The organism is Streptomyces sp. NPDC058274, assembly GCF_042881375.1.
Taxonomy (GTDB): Bacteria; Actinomycetota; Actinomycetes; order Streptomycetales; family Streptomycetaceae; genus Streptomyces.
Genome location: NZ_JBHVXW010000022.1, coordinates 104800 through 120973, shown reverse-complemented (window position 1 = coordinate 120973; position 16174 = coordinate 104800). Strand labels below are relative to the sequence as shown.

The 16174-nt window shown below is 70.3% G+C and carries 15 protein-coding genes; 6 read left to right on the top strand and 9 right to left on the bottom strand.

The window, feature by feature from the left end; translation table 11 throughout:
* Positions 1-199: 199 nt before the first annotated feature.
* Positions 200-436, top strand: a complete 237-nt coding sequence (locus ACFVYF_RS32290) for a hypothetical protein (RefSeq protein WP_389461113.1) — start codon at positions 200-202, stop codon at positions 434-436.
* Between the two features lie 323 nt (positions 437-759).
* Here ACFVYF_RS32290 and ACFVYF_RS32285 read toward each other — a convergent pair whose 3' ends face one another.
* Complete coding sequence (locus ACFVYF_RS32285; RefSeq protein WP_389461111.1) at positions 760-1938, bottom strand: citrate synthase; 1179 nt, start codon at positions 1936-1938, stop codon at positions 760-762.
* A gap of 106 nt (positions 1939-2044) precedes the next feature.
* On the opposite strand from ACFVYF_RS32285, the gene ACFVYF_RS32280 reads away from it, so the two are divergent.
* The 4 genes from ACFVYF_RS32280 (at position 2045) to ACFVYF_RS32265 (ending at position 7380) form a co-directional block, all read left to right on the top strand.
* Positions 2045-3307 (top strand): citrate synthase, encoded by a 1263-nt coding sequence (locus tag ACFVYF_RS32280; protein ID WP_389461109.1) that lies wholly within the window; start codon positions 2045-2047, stop codon positions 3305-3307.
* A gap of 324 nt (positions 3308-3631) precedes the next feature.
* Positions 3632-4576 carry a sucrase ferredoxin gene (locus ACFVYF_RS32275; protein WP_389461107.1) on the top strand — a complete coding sequence of 315 codons (945 nt, stop codon included), beginning with the start codon at positions 3632-3634 and terminating at the stop codon, positions 4574-4576.
* 219 nt (positions 4577-4795) lie between these two features.
* Entirely contained in the window at positions 4796-6703 is a 1908-nt protein-coding gene (locus ACFVYF_RS32270; protein WP_389461105.1) for an ATP-binding protein, read from the top strand.
* A complete protein-coding gene (locus ACFVYF_RS32265) occupies positions 6700-7380 on the top strand; it encodes a response regulator (RefSeq protein ID WP_389461103.1) in 681 nt (226 codons plus the stop codon). The genes ACFVYF_RS32270 and ACFVYF_RS32265 overlap by 4 nt, the downstream gene beginning before the upstream one ends.
* Before the next feature lie 198 nt (positions 7381-7578).
* Here the strand turns inward: ACFVYF_RS32265 and ACFVYF_RS32260 are convergent, their stop codons facing one another.
* The 3 genes from ACFVYF_RS32260 to ACFVYF_RS32250 all read right to left on the bottom strand — a co-directional run bounded on the left by ACFVYF_RS32260 (position 7579) and on the right by ACFVYF_RS32250 (position 10509).
* Positions 7579-8649, bottom strand: coding sequence for an ABC transporter substrate-binding protein (locus ACFVYF_RS32260; RefSeq protein ID WP_389461101.1), 1071 nt, complete (start codon positions 8647-8649; stop codon positions 7579-7581).
* A gap of 179 nt (positions 8650-8828) precedes the next feature.
* A complete protein-coding gene (locus ACFVYF_RS32255) occupies positions 8829-9704 on the bottom strand; it encodes an ABC transporter permease (RefSeq protein WP_389461098.1) in 876 nt (291 codons plus the stop codon).
* Positions 9694-10509, bottom strand: coding sequence for an ABC transporter ATP-binding protein (locus ACFVYF_RS32250; protein WP_389461096.1), 816 nt, complete (start codon positions 10507-10509; stop codon positions 9694-9696). Before ACFVYF_RS32250 ends, ACFVYF_RS32255 begins: the two co-directional genes overlap by 11 nt.
* 160 nt (positions 10510-10669) lie before the next feature.
* Here ACFVYF_RS32250 and ACFVYF_RS32245 point away from each other — a divergent pair, with 160 nt between their 5' ends.
* The gene (locus ACFVYF_RS32245; RefSeq protein ID WP_383288855.1) at positions 10670-11362 is read left to right on the top strand and encodes a response regulator; all 693 of its coding nucleotides are present in this window, start codon (positions 10670-10672) and stop codon (positions 11360-11362) included.
* 62 nt (positions 11363-11424) lie between these two features.
* On the opposite strand, the gene ACFVYF_RS32240 is transcribed toward ACFVYF_RS32245, so the two are convergent.
* The 5 genes from ACFVYF_RS32240 to ACFVYF_RS32220 form a co-directional block, all read right to left on the bottom strand.
* A complete protein-coding gene (locus ACFVYF_RS32240; protein ID WP_389461094.1) occupies positions 11425-13017 on the bottom strand; it encodes a cation acetate symporter in 1593 nt (530 codons plus the stop codon).
* Entirely contained in the window at positions 13014-13577 is a 564-nt protein-coding gene (locus ACFVYF_RS32235) for a DUF485 domain-containing protein (RefSeq protein ID WP_389461092.1), read from the bottom strand. Before ACFVYF_RS32235 ends, ACFVYF_RS32240 begins: the two co-directional genes overlap by 4 nt.
* A gap of 74 nt (positions 13578-13651) precedes the next feature.
* Entirely contained in the window at positions 13652-14335 is a 684-nt protein-coding gene (locus tag ACFVYF_RS32230) for a response regulator (protein WP_389461090.1), read from the bottom strand.
* On the bottom strand, positions 14332-15486 hold the full coding sequence (locus ACFVYF_RS32225) for a sensor histidine kinase (RefSeq protein WP_389461088.1): 1155 nt from the start codon (positions 15484-15486) through the stop codon (positions 14332-14334). The genes ACFVYF_RS32230 and ACFVYF_RS32225 overlap by 4 nt, the downstream gene beginning before the upstream one ends.
* A complete protein-coding gene (locus ACFVYF_RS32220; RefSeq protein WP_389461087.1) occupies positions 15483-16031 on the bottom strand; it encodes a DUF1453 domain-containing protein in 549 nt (182 codons plus the stop codon). Before ACFVYF_RS32220 ends, ACFVYF_RS32225 begins: the two co-directional genes overlap by 4 nt.
* Between the last annotated feature and the right edge of the window lie 143 nt (positions 16032-16174).

Below are 16174 nucleotides of genomic sequence, written 5' to 3'. Positions count from 1 at the left end.
GGCGTTGTAATCTACCCGCAAGCTGCGCGGGTAAACGCCTTACGCAGGCGCGTAGGGCTGCCCTCCCCACCGGGATCGGCGGTCCCTTCATGAGCTTCCCTGGGCCCACTCATGAGCTCGATGGACGCAGGAGAGGTCATCAACCAGCGCAGCGTCCGGCGCACGCGTCGGCCCGTCCCTCGATCGACCAAGGAACGCTGTGAAGATCGTGCGTCGAGTCGGCGCTTCACCCCGGGAGCGCGGCAGCGCGACGGGCCAGACCTGCCCCGACATCTTCGAACTGAGCGACGGCAACTTCGCCGTCATCGGCACCGAAGCCACCAGTGCTCTTGATCATGAACTGCCCCCGGACGCCGCGCGAGCGGACTATGAACGCATTGTCGTCATCAGCCGGGAAACGCTGGTCCGGGCCAAAGCCGACATTCCTGACGCCTGACTCCTCCGCCGCCCCCAGCCTGGCGCCCGCCTTTCCGGGCACCGGGCTGGGAGTTCAGGCCCTCTCAGGCACCGGGCTGGGAGTTCAGGCCCTCTCAGGCACTGGGAGTTCAGGCCCTCTCAGGCACCGGGCTCGGCGTGCAGGCCCTCTCAGGCACCGGGCTCGGCGTTCAAGTCTCGGCAAGCGCCGGGCGGGGGTTCAAGTCCTGACGGTCACCGCCGGCAGCGTTCAAGCCTCCGCAAGGGCTGGGCTGGGCTGGGCGTTCAAGCCCCCGCAGGCACCGGGCTGGGCGTTCAAGCCCTGGCGGGCACCGTCGGCGGCGTTCAGGCCCCTGCAGGCACCGCCTGCGGCGCTGGCGCACCGATATACCGCGCCGCCGGCCGGATGATCTTCGAATCCTGCGCCTGCTCAAGGATGTTGGCGCTCCAGCCGACCACGCGGGCCGCCGCGAAGGTCGGAGTGAACATCTCGCGGGGCAGCCCGCACAGTTCCATGACGACCCCCGCGTAGAACTCCACGTTCGTGTGCAGTTCGCGGCCGGGCTTGAGCTCGGCGAGGATCGCTTCCACCCGGCTTTCGACCTCGACCGCCAGGTCGACCAGCGGGCCGCCGAACTGCTCGGCGATGTCGCGAAGCATCCGGGAGCGGGGGTCCTCGGTGCGGTAGACGGGGTGGCCGAACCCCATGATGCGATCGCCGGCTAGCACGCGTTCCCGGATCCAGGGGTCGATGCGATCGCGCGCACCGATCGCGTCCAGGGTGTCGAGGGCACGGCTCGGGGCGCCTCCATGAAGCGGACCCGACAGAGCGCCCACCGCACCCACGAGGCATGCCACCACGTCGGCCCCCGTCGACGCGATCACCCGCGCCGTGAAGGTTGACGCATTGAATCCATGGTCAATCGTTGAGATGAGGTATCGCTCGATCGCCCTGGCCCGCGCCTCCTCCGGCTCCGAACCCGTCAGCATGTAGAGGTAGTTCGCCGCATACGGCAGGTCGTCGCGCGGCTCGACCGGGTCGAGCCCCTGCCCGAGCCGGTACAGCGCGGTGAGCAGCGTCGGTACGGCCGCGGACGCGGCGAGGGTGTCGGCGCGGCGCCGGTCGGCGCCGACGTCGTAGACGGGCCGGAACCCCAGAGCCGCACCGAGCAGCGACAACGCCGTGCGCATCCCGGCGAGAGGCCCGCTCCGGTCGCTCGCGGCGGCGATACCGGGCAACGCCGCCCGCACCTCGTCGGGCAGCCGGCGCAACGCCGCCGTCCTCGCCGTGAACGCCGCCCGCTGCGCGGCGTCCGGCAGCTCGCCGTGCACGAAGAGGTGCCAGACGTCCTCGAACCCCCGGCTCTGCGCGAGCTCGACGGCCGAGTACTGGCGGTAGTGGTAGAAGCCCTCCCGCCCCCTCACATCACCCAGCGCGGTGTCGGTGACGACGACACCGGCGAGACCTCGCGGTACTTCGACAGGAGCGAGCGACGCAGCCGCGGCGGCCCGGGTGTTCGACATGTTTCCTCCCTGGACTTGATTCGACTGTCCATGCTTGACTCGATCGCTGTCAATATTGATTGAATCAATATGAATCAATGCCTCGATGCACGGATACGGTGACGCCATGAGGGATCAAGAACCGGCGCCCCACGCCCACGACGCGGGCCGGCGGCTCACCACCAAAGAGACCGCCGAACTGCTCGGCGTGAAGCCCGAGACCGTCTACGCGTACGTCAGCCGCGGCCAGCTCAGCAGCCAACGCGACCCGGGCGGCCGCGGCAGCACCTTCGACGCCGCGGAAGTGGAGGCAGTCGCGCGACGCAACAAGCGGGATCCGAGCGGGAGTTCAGCGGCGGGCGGTGAACTCTCCGTCCGCACCCGCATCACACTGATCGACACGGACCGGTATTACTTCCGCGGTGTCGACGCGACCGAACTCGCCGCACGCCACTCCTACGAAGAGATCGCCGAGTGGCTGTGGACCGGACACCTGCGCCCCGGCATCACGTTCACCGCCCCCGAGGCCTCCGTCACCGTGGCGCGCCGCGCTGTCGACGCGCTGCCGGAACACAGCAGCCCGACCGACCGGCTGCGGGTCGCCGCGATCGCCGCCGCGGCCGCGGACCCCCTGCGTTTCGACCTCTCGGAGAGCGCGGTGCTCGGCACCGCACGCACCTTGATCCCCACCTTGGTTGCCGCGCTTCCGCCCCTGCGGTACGACCATCGCGACGAGGGCCCGCTGCCCCGGCGGCTCTGGGGGCGGCTCACCGGACGCGTACCCGACGAGGCATCACTGCGCGCCTTGGACACGGCACTTGGACTGCTCGTCGATCACGACCTGGCCGCCTCGACCCTCGCGGTCCGGGTCGCCGCCTCGGCTCGGGCGCACGCCTACGCGGCCGTGTCAGCGGGCCTCGGCGTACTCGAGGGTCCCCTGCACGGGGCGGCCAGCGGCCTCGCGCACCGGCTGCTCCTGGACGTCCTGGACCGTGGCACCGCGGTCCCGGTGATCGCCGACGAACTGCGTGCGGGCCGCCGCATCCCCGGGCTCGGTCACCGGCTCTACCTGGGCGAGGACCCCCGCGCACGTGCCCTGTTCGCGCTCCTGGAGGACGTACCGCACGCCGCGCCCGCCCTGGCCGCGGCCCAGGACATCGTGGCCACCACCGCCCGCCACACCCCCCTGCACGCCAACGTCGACCTCGCCCTGGCCGTGCTCACCGTCGCCTCCGGCATGCCCGCCACCGCCGGGGAGACCGTCTTCGCCGTCGCTCGCACGGCGGGCTGGATCGCGCACACACTGGAGGAGTACGGGGAGCGGCCCTTGCGGATGCGACCGAGCGGGCTGTACGTGGGGGCGCGGCCGCCGCAGCGTCTGCCGGAGTGAGCGCTTCGTGCTCCGGCGCTCGGTGCGCCGCGTACGCCCAGCGTACGGTGTGCACGCTCCGCGCGCGCCGAGCACGCGGGCACTCTGGTCTCGCCTCGCGCCCCCCTCACGATCTGCACGCTCGGCGCGTCAGCGGACGCACCGGCGCGTCGCGCGCTGGGCACGCCGGCGCTCTCAGGCTCCACCGCACACCAATGCGCGCCGCGCACGCCCCACGACCCGCACCCCTGGCCCCGCCCCCCACGCCTCGCGCGCAGCACCCGAACGCGCTCCCACCCCCCGGCCGGAAGTCGCCCTGGGCGAAGTCAGGTTAGGCTCACCTCTGTGAGTACGTGCACGACCGCGTCCCGGGAGCTCGACGAGCCCCTCGCGGGGACCGCGGCCACCGCGAGGACATGGCTGCTGCTCGAGCAGCCCGGGCCCTGGGGTGCCAAGGCGCTCACTTCGAGCCACCTGGACCCCGTGCTCGGCCGTGCCCTCGAAGCTGCCGCGAAGGGCACCGACGTACGTATCGCCCTCATCCGGCGCCCCGGCCGCCACGCGGACTTCGGTACGCCCGCCGAGCGACAGGTGTATGCGGCCCACACCGTTCCTGGAAACGTATGGCTGCAGGGCGCCATGACGTCCCGCCCGGAGGAACTGCTGAGCCTCGACTTCGCGGCGCTCGGCCGGGGCGACCACCACTCCTTCGGCACGGTGCTCCATGGCCGGCCTCACACGGGCGATCCGCTCGCCCTCGTCTGCACCAACGGCAAGCGCGACCGCTGCTGTGCCCTGCTGGGCCGCCCGCTCGCGGACGAGCTGGCCGCATCCGGCGTACAGGGGGCGTGGGAGGTCACGCATCTCGGCGGTCACCGTTTCTCGCCCACGCTGCTCGTCCTGCCGTTCGGATACGCGTACGGCCGCGCGGAGGCCCATCACGTCAAGGAGGTCCTCCAGGGGGTGCGGGAGGGGCGGGTCGTCGTCGACGGGTGCCGGGGCAGCTCCGCCTGGGAGCGGCCCGGTCAGGCGGCCGAGCTGGCGGTGCGCACGGCGACGGGTGAGTACGCGGCGGACGCGCTCTCGGTGACCAGTACGAACGGTGCGGCGCCGCGCTGGGAGGTGACGGTCGCCCACGGCGACGGCCGGCTCTGGCGTGTCATCGTCGCGCAGGGCGCCTCCCTGCCGCCCCGCCAGGAGAGCTGCGGCTCGGCGCTCGGTTCGCCGGCCCGGATGGACGTGGTGGCCGTACGTGAGCTGTCCCGGGCGGCCCTCACCGCCCCTCGCTGACGTCCCCGGACGTCCCCGGCAGCTCCACTCCGCTCAGCTGTCACAAGCGGCCCCGCAGCACGCCGGCGCGCCCCGTCGTCCCCGCCCGAGCCCGGTCGGCCAGGACCACCACCTCACCGGCCGAGGTCGCCCGCCGGTCAGGACCGGCGTACGCGTCTCCGAGAGATCCATGCCACACCCCCTACGGAGTCGCCCCGTCGCCGCCGTACCGTCGTAGGCATGAGTCCCACTCCCCCTGCACGACGACTGCGCCTCGGTCTGCCCCGGCGGATGTTCTCGCAGGTGCTGTTGATGCAGGTGGCGATCGCGGCCGGGGTCGCCGTGCTGGCGACCGGGCTGTTCCTCGCGCCGCTCAGTGATCAGCTGGACGACCAGGCGATGCGCCGGGCGCTCGCGATCGCGCAGACCACCGCGGCACAGCCGCAGCTGGCCGAGGACCTGCAGTCGACCACGCCGTCGGCCGACGGGCCCGTGCAGCGGGAGGCCGAGCGGATCCGGCAGGCCAGCGGCGCCGAGTACGTCGTCGTGATGAACATGAAGGGCGTGCGCTGGTCGCACACCGACCCGGCCCAGATCGGCGAGGTCGTCTCCACCGACCCCCGCCAGGCCCTGGCCGGCAAGGACGTCATGGAGATCGACACGGGCACGCTGGGCCGCTCGGCACGCGGCAAGGTGCCGCTGCGTGATGCCGACGGCGACATCGTGGGCGCGGTCTCGGTCGGGATCGAGTACGACAGCGTCCGTGCCCGGCTGATCCACGCGATTCCCGGCCTCTTCGCGTACGCGGGCGGGGCCCTGGCAGTCGGCGCCCTGGCCGCGTATCTGATCTCCCGCAGGGTGCAACGGCAGACCCGTGACCTGGCCTTTTCCGATATCTCGGCGCTCCTTGCGGAGCGCGAGGCCATGCTGCACGGCATCCGGGAGGGTGTCGTCGCCCTGGACCGCGTCGGCCGGGTGCGGCTGCTGAACGACGAGGCGCAGCGCCTGCTGGGGCTCGACGCGGAGGCCATCGGACAGCCGCTCGACGACACGCTCGGACCGGGCCGGACGACGGATGTGCTGGCGGGCCGCGTCACCGGTACCGATCTGCTGACCGTCCGCGGCCAGCGGGTCCTGGTCGCCAACCGGATGCCCACCGACGACGGCGGTGCGGTCGCCACCCTGCGCGACCGCACCGAGCTGGAGCAGCTCGGCCGCGAGCTCGACTCCACTCGCGGTCTGATCGACGCGCTGCGCGCCCAGGACCACGAGCACGCCAACCGTATGCACACGCTCCTGGGTCTGCTGGAACTGGAGATGTACGACGACGCCGTGGAGTTCGTCGGCGAGGTGGTGGGCGACCACAGGGCTACGGCGGAACAGGTCACGGAGAAGATCCACGATCCGCTGCTCGCCGCCCTGTTGGTCGGCAAGGCCACCGTCGCGGCGGAGCGCGGCGTCGCCCTGTGGATCTCGGACGGGACTCTGCTGCCGGACCGGCTGATCGACCCCAGGGGGCTGGTCACGGTGGTCGGCAATCTTGTCGACAACGCCCTGGACGCCGTCGCGGGCACGCCCCACGCACGCGTGGAGGTCGAATTGCGGTCCGAGGGGCGGACCGCCGTGCTGCGGGTGCGGGACACGGGGCCCGGAATCCCGGCGGAGCGGCGGGAGTTGATCTTCACGGACGGCTGGTCCACCAAGAAGCCGCCGGCGCACGGCAAGCGCGGCATCGGTCTCTCCTTGGTGCGACGGCTCGCCGAACGCCAAGGAGGCAGCGCGCGGGTGGCCGAGGCGGCAGGCGGTGGCGCGGAGTTCACCGTCGTACTGCCCGAGGCCCTGACGGATCCGCATGCCATGGCAGATCCGGATGCCCTGACCGCGCCACATGGTCTGACGGATCCACATGGACTGACCGCGCCACATGGACTGATAGATCCACATGGACTGATGGATCCACATGGACTGACGGGTCCGAGTGGTGGCCTGTCGGATCCTGATCAGGATCAGGATCCCGAGCCGGGCGTGCCGGCCCCCTCCCGGCAGAGCGCCCCACCCGCCGCGCGCAACCCCGAAACGGCGCCCGCCCCCATCCCGTCCGCCCCATCCGCCCCACCCACCCGAGCCGCTCAGGAGGAGTCGCGATGATCGAGGTCCTGGTCGTGGACGACGACATCCGGGTCGCGCGGGTCAACGCGGCCTACGTCGAGAAGGTGGCGGGCTTCCATGTCGCGGGTGAGGCGCACACCGCCGCCGAGGCACTGCACCGGATGGAGACCCTGCCGCATCTGGACCTGGTCCTCATGGACCATTACCTGCCGGACGAGACGGGTCTCGCGGTCGTCCAGGAGATGCGCCGCCGCGGCCACCAGACCGACGTCATCATGGTGACCGCGGCGCGGGACATCGCCACGGTCCAGGCGGCCATGCGCCAGGGCGCGCTCCAGTACCTGGTCAAGCCGTTCGCCTTCGCGGGGCTGCGCGCCAAACTGGAGGCGTACGCGGCACTGCGCCGTACCCTCGACGTCGGGGGCGAGGCCGAACAGGCCGAGGTGGACCGGATCTTCGGCGCCCTCTCGGCAGGCGGGGAGACGGACCTGCCCAAGGGGCACTCCCCCACCACCGCCGAACTCGTCCGCCGTGCCCTCGTGCACGCCGAGGGCCCGTTGTCGGCCCAGGAGATCGCGGACCGGACCGGGTTGAGCCGGCAGACGGCCCAGCGCTATCTGAAGCTGCTGGAGCGCACGGGACGCGCCAGGCTGACCCTCAAGTACGGCGACGCGGGCCGCCCGGAGCACCGGTACATCTGGGCGACCCGCGCCTGAGGGCACGGCCACGCAGGCGGGGAAATGACCGCGCCCACCGCGCGTACGGCCGCCGTCGTCGGTGAAAAAGCCGACCGCGTTGCCGCCCTCGGTGGGCTGTCAGGGGAGAACAGCCGTACGCGCGGCCCGTATTTGAGACGTCGGGTTGAGTTGCCCGCGAGGAACGTCCGCCGTACGCGTGCACGCTCATCCCGACGCTCATCCCGCGGCCTTCGCGGCTTCGTCCACGAACTCCGTGGTGTACGTCTTGCTCAGATCCACCTCGGTGTTCTTGATGTTGGGGTTGAAGGCCTTGAGCACCTTCTCGACGGTCTCGGGGCCGTCGTCGGGCATCACGCCGTCCTTGGTGAACATCGGCATCGTGCTCTTGATCGCCCCGGCGTACAGCGTTCTGTTGCCCTGCGAGTAGTCGGCGGGCATCGTGTCCGCGATCTCGGACGCGCTGTGCGTGGCCATCCACTTGAGGGTCTTCACGAAGGCGTTGGCCAGCTTCTGGACCGTCTCCTTGTGGCTGTTCACCCAGTCCGTCTGCATGTAGAGGCTGGACGACGGGTACGGGCCGCCCAGCGCGTCCTGAGATCCCTTGGGCGTCCGCATGTCGAGGAGGACCCTGCCGAGGTTCTTCTCCACGATCGTCGCGACGGTCGGGTCCGTCGTCATGCCGCCGTCGATGGCGCCCTTCTGGAGAGCGGAGATGAAAGTCGGCCCCGCGCCCACCGCGACCGGTGTGAACTCGCTGACGTCGACGCCGTTCTTGACCGCGAGGTACTTGGTGAGAAAGTCGGTCGACGAGCCGAGGCCGGTGATGCCGAGCTTGCGGCCCTTGAAGTCCTTGGGCGAAGTGATGTCGTCCGCACGCTTGTTGGAGATGATCTCGACCTCTCCGGGCGCCCGCGAGAACTGCACCACGGACTCCACGCGCTTGCCCTTGGTCTGCAGGTCGAGCGTGTGGTCGTAGAAGCCGACGGCTCCTTGGACCTGACCGGAGACGAGTGCTGTCTCGGCCTGCACGCCGGCCGGCTCACTGAGGAGTTCGACATCCAAACCCTCGTCGGAGAAGTAGCCGAGCCGCTGGGTGAGCATGGCGGGGAGGTAGATGACCTTGTCGAGCCCGCCGACCATGATCTTGACGTCTTCGCCCTTGCCGCCACCCCCGTTGTTGCCGGAGTTGGCCGTCGAACTGGCCGCGTCATTGGCGCAGGCGGTGAGGGAGGAGACAGCCAGCAGTCCGGCGGCTGCCAACGCGGTGTATCTGGCGGGCTTACGCATGATCGTTCACGTCCTTGTGAGAGATGCGGGAGAGGCGTCGGCCGGTTCGGAGCGGTCGGAGCGGTCGGAGCCGGCGATCGAAGTCGACGGTCGAAGCCACCGAAGTCCACGGTCGGAGCCGGCGGCCGAAGTCAACGGTCGGAGCCAGCGGCCGAAGTCGACAGTCGAAGCCACCGAGGTCAACGGTCGGTTTCCGACGGCTTCCACCGGAAGATGCGCCGCTCGGCGAAGGTGAGCAGCCCCTCGGCCAGCAGCGCGACGACGGCGAGGATGACCATCGCGGCGTACACACCGGCCGCGTTGAAGGTGCCCTGTGACTGGGCGACGAGCAGGCCGATGCCCTTGGTGGCGCCGATGTACTCGCCGACGATGGCACCGATGAGCGCGAAGCCGAAGCTGACGTGGAGGCTGGTGAAGATCCATGAGGTGGCGGACGGGATGACCACCTGAAGGGTCACCCGGCGGTCGCTGGCGCCGAGGATCCGGGCGTTGGCAACGAGGTTGCGGTCGACTTCACGGGCGCCCTGGAAGGCGTTGAAGAAGACCGGGAAGAAGACGAGCACCACAGCCGACGCCACCTTGGAGGCGGGGCCGAGGCCGAACCAGATCACGAAGATCGGCGCGAGGACGATCCTCGGTATGGAGTTGAGCACCTTGATGTATGGACCAAGAACATCGGCGAGGAAGGTGATACGCCCCAGCGCGATGCCGAAGACGACACCGGCGATCACCCCGATGACCCAGCCGAGCAATGCCTCGTGGAGCGTGAACCAGATCTGCTCACCCAGGGAGCCGAGCGCCGTCCCGTGGGTCACCCAGGTGTCGATCTGGTCCCAGATCTTCGACGGCATCGAGAAGTTGAAGGGGTCGATGACCTCGGCCCGCGCGAGCACCTCCCACAGGCCGAGCACGGCGACCAGGAGGAATGCGCGGGCGGCGGCGACGATCACCTTGCGTCTGCGGGCGGCCTGAGCACGGGAGTACGCCCGGCCGGTCTTGGCGGGTTCGGTGCCCTTCAGCGGCACGACGGTTTCGGGCATGGTCTCAGGCGACATGGGCGGCACTCCGCTCACGGGTGATGCGGACCTCTTCACCGAGTGACTCCCAGATCTCGCGGTAGATCTCGATGAACCGCGGCTCCAGACGCACCGATTCCACCTTGCGCGGCCGCGGCAGATCGATGTCGAAGACGTGCTTCACGGTGGCGGGGCCCGCCGTCATCACGACGACCTTGTCGGCGAGCGCGATGGACTCCTCGAGGTCGTGGGTGACGAAGACGACGGAGGCGCGCGTGCCCTCCCACAGTTCGAGCAGCTCGTCCGACATGAGGGCCCTGGTCTGCACGTCGAGCGCCGAGAAGGGCTCGTCCATCAGCAGGATCTCGGGGTCGTTGACGAAGGTCGCGGCGAGCGCGACGCGCTTGCGCTGACCGCCGGAGAGCTGGTGCGGGTAACGGTCCTCGAAGGCCGTGAGCCCGACCCGGGCGAGCCATTCGCGGGCCTTCCGCCTGGCCTCCGCCTTCGGTACGCCGCGGAAACGCGGGCCCGCCATCACATTCGACAGGACCGTACGCCACGGGAAGGTGGCGTCCTGCTGGAAGACGAAGCCGACCTTGTCGCCGACGCCGGCGACCGGCTCACCGGCCACCAGGACCTCGCCCTCAGTGGGCTCCTCCAGACCGCTGACCAGGGTCAGCGTGGTCGACTTCCCGCAACCCGTGGGGCCCACGACGGCCACGAACTCGCCCCGCCCGACGCTCAGATCCAGTCCGCTGACAGCCGTGTGCAGTCCCCCGGACGGGGTCCTGAAGATCTTGCTCGCGCCCCGCAGCTCGATGGCGGGGCTGGTGTCTGCGCTCATGGCGGGGACCGTAGATGTGGCGCGCGCCACAGCATCAGTCTTCTGGTCGCAAGGCCTTCTTCTGCTTGCAAGAGTCTGTTGTGCTCGTTTTGCTCGCGCTACAACAGCGGAGCCGAAACACGGGCTTGATGCCCGACTGGCCTTGACAGAAAGAGGCCCGATGATTGACGTCCTGGTCGTGGACGACGACTTCCGCGTCGCTGAGATCAACGCCAAGTACGTGGGGAAGGTTCCCGGATTCCGGGTGGCCGCCCGCGCACACAGTGCTGCCCAGGCCCTCGCCGCGGTGGAACGCGCCCCCATCGACCTGGTACTGCTCGACCACTACCTGCCCGACCAGACGGGTCTCGAACTGGTCCACCGGATGCGGGAACACGGCCACGGCACCGACGTCATCATGATCACGGCAGCCAGCGATGTGACGACCGTCCAGGCCGCGATGCGCCTGGGTGCCCTGCACTACCTCGTCAAACCGTTCACCTTCGCGGCGCTTCGCACCCGTCTCGATTCGTACGCCGCACTGCGTCGCACCGTCGACCGCGTGGGCGGCCGGGGCCTGGCCGGGCAGGAGCAGGTCGACCGGATCTTCGGCGCCCTGAGAACCACGCCTGCTCCCCCGGCCCCCGGGCTCCCGAGCGGGCACTCGGAACCGACCACGGATCTCATCTGCGACGTCCTGCACCGCGCGGACCACCCGCTGTCGGCCCACGAGGTGGCTGCCGAGACCGGCCTCAGCCGCTCCACCGCCCAGCGCTATCTCCGCCACCTGGAACAGGCCGGACGACTCCATCTCTCCCTCAAGTACGGCGACACCGGGCGCCCGGAGCACCGGTACGCGTGGGTGACGCCTTAACCCCTTGAATCCGAACCCGCCGCTACGCCCTTGAGCCCCGCTGTACGCCCCTGGAGGGGCCCTCAGACCGCTCCCGCCCCGGTGAGCGAGCGGACCTCGGTCTCCGCGTGCTTGGCCTCGTCAGGGGGCTCGGCAGAGGTGACCGTGCCGAGCCAGCCCGCCAGGAAGCCCAGGGGGATCGAGACCAGTCCGGGGTTCTCCAGTGGGAAGTACTGGAAGTCGACGCCCGGGAACAGCGATTGGGGACTCCCGGAGACCACGGGAGACAGCACCACCAGGACCAGCGCGGGCACCAGACCGCCGTACACGGCCCACACCGCGCCGCGCGTCGTGAAGCCCCGCCAGAACAGCGAGTACAGCAGCACCGGCAGATTCGCGGACGCGGCGACAGCGAAGGCGAGGCCGACCAGGAAGGCCACATTGAGGTCGCGGGCCAGCAGACCGAGCCCGATGGCGACCACACCGATACCGACCGCGGCCAGCCGAGCCACCGCGACCTCGCTGCGCGGCTTCGCATGCCGGCGCCGCAGCGATGCATACAGGTCGTGGGCGACGGACGCGGAGGAGGCCAGCGTGATGCCGGCGACCACCGCGAGGATCGTGGCGAACGCGATCGCGGCGACGATCGCGAAAAGAACCGTTCCGCCCGTGGAGGATGCTCCGCCGCCGAGATCGAGCGCGAGCAGCGGGATCGCGGTGTTCCCGGCCGCGTTCGACCCTCGCACCGCGTCCGGGCCGACGATCGCCGCCGCACCGAAGCCCAGCACGATCGTCATCAGGTAGAAGCCGCCGATGAGCCCGATCGCCCAGACCACCGAGCGGCGCGCGGCCCGCGCGGTCGGCACGGTGTAGAAGCGGGACAGAATGTGCGGCAGCCCCGCGGTGCCGAGCACCAGGGCCAGCCCCAGGCTGATGAAGTCGAACCGCGCGGTCCACGTCCCGCCGTACTTGAGACCGGGTGCGAGGAACGAGTCCCCGTGCCCGCTGCGCGCCGCCGCCGCACGCAGCAACTGGTCGAAGTCCCCGTGAAATCGCACGAGGACGAGCACCGTCAGCACGATCGTGCCACCCAGCAGCAGGACCGCCTTGACGATCTGGATCCAGGTGGTGGCCCGCATGCCTCCCATCGACACATAGATCACCATGAGCGCGCCTACGCCGATCACGGTCCAGTTCCGCGCCGCCTCGCTCGTGCCTCCCAGCAGCAGCGCGACCAGGCTTCCCGCACCCACCATCTGAGCCACCAGATACAGAACGGACACCGTCACCGAGGACGTTCCCGCCGCGATCCGCACCGGCCGCTCGCTCATCCGGGCCGCCACCACGTCGGCCATGGTGAACCGGCCGCAGTTGCGCACCAGTTCCGCCACCAGGAACAGCACGACGAGCCAGGCGACGAGGAAGCCCACCACATACAGCAGACCGTCGTACCCGAAGAGCGCGATGAGTCCCGTGACACCGAGGAAGGACGCGGCGGACATGTAGTCGCCCGAGATGGCAAAACCATTCTCCATGGGCGAGAACAGCCGCCCTCCCGCGTAGAACTCCTCCGCGGAACCATGCCGGTTACGGCTCACCCATGTCGTGATCGCCAGCGTCACCGCGACGAACACGCTGAACAGCAGCAGTGCGAGGGTCTGATGGTGTCCGGTCATCGCTGACCACCCCCCGCACTCCGCGTCAGTTCCTGCGTGTCCCAGCGCAGGTCGAGCGCCGGCCGGTCCCTGCGCAACCGCGCATGCCGCGCATACGCCCAGGTGAAGAGGAAGGTGGTGAGGAATTGTCCGAGACCCGCGAGCATCCCCACGTTCACCGCGCCTGCCACCGGCCGGGCCATCAGCCCGGGTGCGGTCGTCGCGGTCACCACATAGCCCACGTACCAGGTGAGGAAGACGGCGACGCCCGGGATCACGAACCGCCGGTACCGGCCGCGCACTTCCTGGAAGGCCGCACTGCGCTGCACCTCCAGATAGATCTCGGCCGCACCACCGACCCGGCCCTCGTCCTCGCGGCGCGCCGGCGGTACGACGGGAGCCGGCGCTCCCGTCCCGTCCAACTCACCCCAGCCGGAGGCAAGCGCGTCGTACCAGGGGTCGTCGAATCCCACGCTGGTCTCCCCCGCCTGAACGGGGACACCATCACGCCCTTCGTGGTCCTCTGCCGGGCTCTCAGGTCCCTCTCCGCGCAGGCGGGGACGACCGTTCCTTGACTGCATGCCCCAGGATGGGCAGATCGCGGAGATCCGGGGCTCTTCAATCCGTGCTCTTCACTCCATCAGGTGACGCACTTTCATGATGGCCGCGCCAGGCCCTTCCCGTAGGCGTAACGGACCGCCTGCGCACGGTCCTTGAGTCCGGTCTTGGCGAACAGATTGTTGATGTGGGTCTTTACCGTGGCGGTGGAGACATGCAGCTTGCGGGCGATTTCCTGGTTGGTGAGGCCTTCGGCGATCAGTACGAGCACTTCCGTCTCACGCGTGGTGAGCCCGTCCGGCGCCGGCGCGGGCTCTGGGGGCTCCCGCTTCGGCTGCGGCTCCGACAGCCGCTCCAGCAACCGCCGTTGGACACTGGGTGACAGCCCCGCGTCACCGGACAGCACGCTTTCCACCGCCCGTACGATCTCCTCGCCGCCCGCGTCCTTGGTCAGATAGCCCCGGGCCCCGGCTCTGAGCGCGGGGAACAGCGACTCGTCGTCCGCGAACGTCGTGAGCACGACCACCTGGGTGCCGGGGTGCTCGGCCCTGATGCGCCGGGTCGCCTCGACCCCGTCGCAGCGCGGCATCCGCAGATCCATCAGGACGACGTCAGGGGCGAGTTCCGCCACGAGGGCCACAGCTTCGTCCCCGTCGCCGGCCGCGCCCACCACCTCGATCCCGGGCAGCAGCCCCAGCAGCATCACGATGCCCTCGCGCACCACGGTCTGATCGTCCGCCACCACGACGCGCGCCGGCTTCCGGACTGCCTCGTCCGTCATACGGGCACCTTCAGCGTCACCACGAACCCCTCCTCGTCCGGCCCGGCCTCCAACGAGCCACCCAGCAGCTCGGCACGCTCCCGCATGCCCAGCAGACCGTACCCGGCGCCGGTGCCGGTCAGCTCGCCCGGCGGCCCTCCCGAGTCCCGTACGTCCAGCCGCACTTGGTGCTCGGTGTAGCCGAGCCGGATGTGGACCTTGGCGCCCGGCGCATGCTTGCGGACGTTCGTCAGTGCCTCCTGAGCGACCCGGCGCACGGCCTGCGAAGCCTCCGCGGGCAGCAACCGCCGCTCGCCCGTGACGGTGAGGTCCGCGCCGTCCTCCGTGGCGACGATCTCGCTCAGGAAGTCCTCCAGCGGAGACATCTCACCGCGGAGGGCGGAGAGCGCCTGCCGTGTCTCGGCGAGGCCCTCCCGGGCCATTCCCCGGGCCGCCACCACCCGTTCGAGAATCTGGTCCTGGCCGGCGCCCCGCTCGATGAGCAGCCGGGCCGCCTCCAGGTGCACCATCTGCGCCGAGAGGCTGTGGGCCAGCACATCGTGGATCTCCCTGGCAATCCTGGCCCGCTCCGCGAGCGCGGCCGACTCCGCCTCGGCCACCCGCGCCGCCCGCTCCTGGGTGAGCAGCCGCTGGGCGTTGCCGCGCGCCTCGGCATCGAGACGCAGGACATACCCGGCCAGGGCGAGCCCGGCGGTGGTCGCCGCCGTGGTCAGCCAGACATCGTTGTTCGCCGCCGCGTAAGCACTCAGCGCCACCGAGGTGGCGGGCAGCGCGACCGCGAGGGGCAACCGCTCGATGGCGCTGACGGCGCACCCGCACCACAGGACGAGGGCCGGAATCCGGAAGCCCGCCGTCAGCGCCACCGTCGCGATCGCCACCAGCCCCGCGAGCAGCACCAGCGAAGGCAGCAGACGGTGTTCCAGCGTGGTCCGGAAGAAGGCCCAGGCGGTGAGCCCGCTCAGCAGAACTCCTGCCACCGCCGCGGCGCCGGTGCCCCAGCCGTGGATCTCACCGTCCGAGAAGATCGACCACAGGAAGATGGCGAGGACGATGAGGCGCGATGTCCGGGCGAGCGCGCGGCGCGCCCTGGGCACTCCTGCCCGGGACAGGGCTTCGCGGGACGGCCAGCGCGTCCAGACGTTCTCGGTCACACAGCCTCCTTCCACGCGGCCCGGGCCACACCGTCACCGGATGCCTGGGCCACGCCGTCACCGTACGCCGGGCTCCGATCGGCCGCCGGGTTCAGCGACTGCGACCGCCAGAGCAAGACGCCGGAGCGGACGAGGAGGGTGATCGCGAGCCCCAGCAGCAGGGCTGAGCTGTCCTGGTGCACACCGAGCAGCAGGCCGCAGCCGAACAGTCCGGCTCGCAGGCCTATCCCCAGGCCCCAGACGACGACGCTGGCTTTGGTGCTCCTGCTCCACAGGGTCCCGTCCGCCTCGGTCCACAACCGCGTGGTCCAAGCCCAGCCGGCTCCGGTGGCGAGGCCGATGAGCAGCTCTGTGCCCAGCAGGAGTATCGCCATGACCTCGTGGTGGGAGTCGATCAGGCCGGGCTCCCGCAGGGCGAGGAAGGCGAGAATGGCGGGCACGAGCCACCAACGCCTGTCCGCGCTGATCCTGCGCGTACGGAATTGGCGCGAGATCACGAGGACGGCGACGGCGAGGATCGCCAAGGCGTTGACAAGCCCGGACATCAGAGCCTCCGTGGGCGAAGAGCGGCTGACGACAGCGAGCGCTGCCGACGCCTTCGACGCTACGGAAATCGCCAGGTCAGCAGATCGGACCCGGGGTGGATCGTGGGTGGATCCCTCAACACCCCGTCCTCCACCCCCAGGTG